Raw genomic sequence first — 3825 nt, forward strand, 5'->3', positions numbered from 1 at the left:
TGGCAAGCTTTATGACCCGAGCCGCAACGTAGGTCCGATCCTGGAAGCGGCGTGTTGGGTCCATGCCCGACGACCGTTCTTCGTGATGGCTGATCTGGCGGAGAATGCGCGCCGCAAGGTACAAGGCAAAAAGCCAGCGGTGATCTCGCCTCTGGCACTGGAAGCAGTCCGTCGGATCGACGCCTTGTTCGAGATCGAGCGAGGCATCAACGGCGAGACGCCCGAACGGCGCCGGGCCGTCCGCCAGGAGCTGAGCGCGCCGCTGATGGCCGATCTGAAAGTCTGGATGCGTGAACAACGCGCCAAGCTCTCCCGGCGCAACGACGTTGCCAAGGCGATGGACTACATGCTCAAGCGCTGGGATGCGTTTACCCGCTTCCTCGACGATGGCCGCATCTGCCTGTCGAACAACGCCGCCGAGCGAGCCCTGCGCGGCATCGCCCTGGGGCGGAAGTCTTGGCTGTTCTGTGGCTCCGACCGCGGCGGCGACCGTGCCGCGATGATGTACAGCCTGATCGTCACAGCCAAAATGAACGACGTGGATCCACAAGCTTGGCTCGCCGACGTCCTGGCACGCATCGCTGCACATCCCGTACAACGGCTCGACGAACTTTTGCCCTGGTATTGGCGCGACCGAAATAAGCAAGTCAACCAAGCAGCCTGAGTGACCGCTACGCGGTCCTCACCGGATGCTTACAGCACATCTCTCTTCAAGCGGTCTTATATCCGGGCAGGCCACTGTGAGCGAAACTGATCCTGGCCGGCTCTGTCCGGTAAGAGCGGGCACACCTGGTCGAGGATCTCCCCCGACCAAGTGCCGTACATCTCGGTCGTCTTATGGGAGCATACGGCTATCCACGCTTCACAACACCAAGGATTTCCCTGGCCTCGGCCGGTGTGGCAACGCTAGCGCCCATACGCTCAATGATTCCAACTGCATTTTCGACCAGCTGGGCATTCGAGGCCAGCACGCCACGTCGAATATAGATGTTGTCCTCCAATCCGACTCGGACGTGGCCGCCCATCGCCACCAATTGCCCGACCACAAGCATTTCGTCGACACCGCAACCGAAGCCACCCCAAACGGCACCCGCAGGCAGAATGTCTCGCATCGCCTGCATAGCAATCGGTGCGGCAGGAGCGCCATAACCTGTGCCTAGGCAAAACTGAAAAAGCGGATGGCCGTCAATCTTGCCTTCTCTTATGAGGGTCTTGGCGTTCTCAATATGACCGAGATCGAAACATTCGAGCTCCGGCTTGACACCAGCGTCCCGCATCAACGTTGCCATTTCTCGGAGATCGGACATGCGTGCAACGTACAGGGTCTGCCCAAAGTTCATCGTTCCGCAATCCAGAGTCGCAAGTTCTGGTTGAAGTTTGATTGCCTGAATACATCGGCCCATAGGAGTTTTTAGCGTGGTCGCTTTGCTGAGCTTTACTGGGTCGAGAGACTCGAGCGCCAGCTCTCCATCCATTCCGCAGGTCAAGTTGATGATGACGTCGGTGGCAGCGTCCCGTAGTTTCTTAACGACCTGTTCGTAGAGCTCGAGCCGGTTCGACGGGGCTCCAGTCTCTGGGTCGCGCACGTGAATATGGACGACAGCAGCACCTGCTTTCGCAGCTTCCAGTGCCGCCTCCGCAATTTGTGACGGCGTCTTGGGAATATCTGGATGCTTTGCAAGGACCGCGAGACTCCCACCCGTTATTGCGCAGGTGACGACGACTTTTCGAGACATCAAGAACTCCTTCATTGATACTGTCGGGCCGATCCCCGGGCCGGACGTCAAAGGCGGGGCGGCCATGCGGAGCGTTGGAGTGCCTCACTGATCGAGTTCGCACTCTTTCCATGAGAGTTCCGCCGCGTACATCTTGCGCGCAGCGATGACATTCATGCGCCCAAAACAATGGCGTAGGATCGATCGACTCAACTTAGCCGCATCTTGCAGTCGGATTTCCGCGATTTGAGATGAGATTTTGCCGGAATTGTGTGTAGGGTTAGCCGATTGCGTCGCTTTCACACTGGTAAATAAGACGGGATGCGAAGTTCTTCACGCGACGGCGAAGTAGCATAAATTGCCTGAAACAACTGAAGGCAGTCATCAACCTCAGCTGTTGTCGAATTCAGCAAGCCTCCCCGAAGGACTGGCAAAGTTGTGACGCTTCGTACGGGTCACGGAGCGTCGCGTGATCATCGCTTTCGCGATTCGACGATGGACGACCTCAGCACTGAAGCGCAAGGCTATCTCCCGTCACTGATTAGCACCGCTCCCCGCCCCCCAAGCCCCTGAGTTAAACTTTCGATTTTTCGAGTTTGGCGCAGGATTTCGGCTGCACGAGAGGCTACATTCATGGAATTCAGCTCTGGCTGGCCGATAAATACTGCCGTAAGAGACACAAAAATCTCCTGTCGCAGCAAAAGCGAAGGTTGGAGGAAACAATGCGTCAATTGATCAACCGCACACGCTTCGTGAAAGCCGATCCATACGATCTTGGCTTGGCGCGCGAGAAGTCGCGGGTGGTGAAAAAAGGGCAGGGTAGTCTGATGGTCGGCGCGGTTGCGGGAGGAGGGCCGGGGAGGGGGGCAATGCCAGGCACAGACAAGGCCTTTGTGAAGTTTTCCGAGGTCCAGAAGACCTACGATGGGGAGACGTTGGTCGTAAAAAATCTGAACCTTGACATCGCTCCAGGGGAGTTTTTGACCATGCTCGGGCCGTCCGGCTCTGGCAAGACGACAACGCTCATGATGCTCGCCGGCTTCGAAGTTCCCACTCATGGTTCAATCCTGCTGGGGGGGCGCTCGATTGAGGCGATGCCCCCGCACAAGCGTGACATCGGCATGGTGTTCCAGAACTACGCGCTTTTTCCTCATATGACCGTGGAGGAGAATCTCGCGTTCCCGCTTAAGGTGCGCAAGCTCGGCAGGACCGAGATCGAGGCCAGAATCAAACGGGCGCTCGACATGGTCCGGCTCGGCAGCTATGGCAAGCGCCGGCCCGGTCAGCTTTCTGGCGGCCAGCAGCAACGCGTCGCACTTGCCCGCGCTCTCGTGTTCGATCCCAAGCTCGTGCTGATGGACGAGCCGCTCGGCGCGCTGGACAAGCAGCTGCGCGAGCAGATGCAGCTCGAGATCAAGCATATCCACGAGGATCTCGGCGTCACGGTGGTCTATGTGACGCATGACCAGGGCGAGGCGCTGACGATGTCGGACCGCATCGCGGTGTTCAACGACGGGATTATCCAGCAGCTTGCCGCGCCCGCCGAACTCTACGAGCGTCCGCAGAACGCCTTCGTCGCGCAGTTCATCGGCGAGAACAATCGCCTGCACGGCAAAGTCCTGGCGATGAATGGCACGACCTGCAACGTGGAGATTGCGGGTGGGAGCAACGTGCAGGCGCTGGCGATCAACGTTGAAGCGGTTGGTCGACCGACCGTGCTGTCGTTGCGGCCGGAGCGAGTGCAGCTGAATCCGACGCCGGGCGCGCTGCCCAATGTCTTCAGCGCGCAGGTGGCGGAGGTGATCTATTTGGGCGACCACGTGCGCACCCGCGTCTCACTGTGTGGCCATGATGATTTTGTGATCAAGCTGCCTAACTCCGAAGGCCTGGTGCAGCTCGAGCCGGGCGCGGCGATCACTGTCGGCTGGAAGACGGAAGATTGTCGGGCGCTCGATGCGCCGTGACGAGGGGGCGAAACCTCGGCTTGGATGAGGTCGGCCTTTGCCGACCCGTCCGAATCCCGGGCGGGGCATAACAGACCAGAGGAACGGCAGACGATGAGCAAGACACCTTTGACGAACGTCGCTGCACTCGCCGCAATCGGCCTGGC

3 protein-coding genes are annotated in these 3825 nt (G+C 59.1%); 2 read left to right on the forward strand and 1 reads right to left on the reverse strand.

Annotated features, from left to right (window positions below; all coding sequences use genetic code 11):
• Nucleotides 1–664, forward strand: a 664-nt coding sequence (gene tnpC / locus A5906_RS23100) for an IS66 family transposase (protein ID WP_136615428.1), incomplete at its 5' end; no start/stop codon positions are given.
• Nucleotides 665–851: 187 nt separating this feature from the next.
• Here tnpC and A5906_RS23105 read toward each other — a convergent pair.
• Nucleotides 852–1751: a beta-keto acid cleavage family enzyme gene (locus tag A5906_RS23105; protein ID WP_245326863.1), complete on the reverse strand. Its 900-nt coding sequence runs from the start codon at nt 1749–1751 to the stop codon at nt 852–854.
• Nucleotides 1752–2584: 833 nt separating this feature from the next.
• Here A5906_RS23105 and A5906_RS23110 point away from each other — a divergent pair.
• Entirely contained in the window at nt 2585–3679 is a 1095-nt protein-coding gene (locus A5906_RS23110) for an ABC transporter ATP-binding protein (RefSeq protein WP_080137604.1), read from the forward strand.
• Nucleotides 3680–3825: the final 146 nt, after the last annotated feature.

Source organism: Bradyrhizobium sacchari, assembly GCF_002068095.1.
GTDB lineage: Bacteria > Pseudomonadota > Alphaproteobacteria > Rhizobiales > Xanthobacteraceae > Bradyrhizobium > Bradyrhizobium sacchari.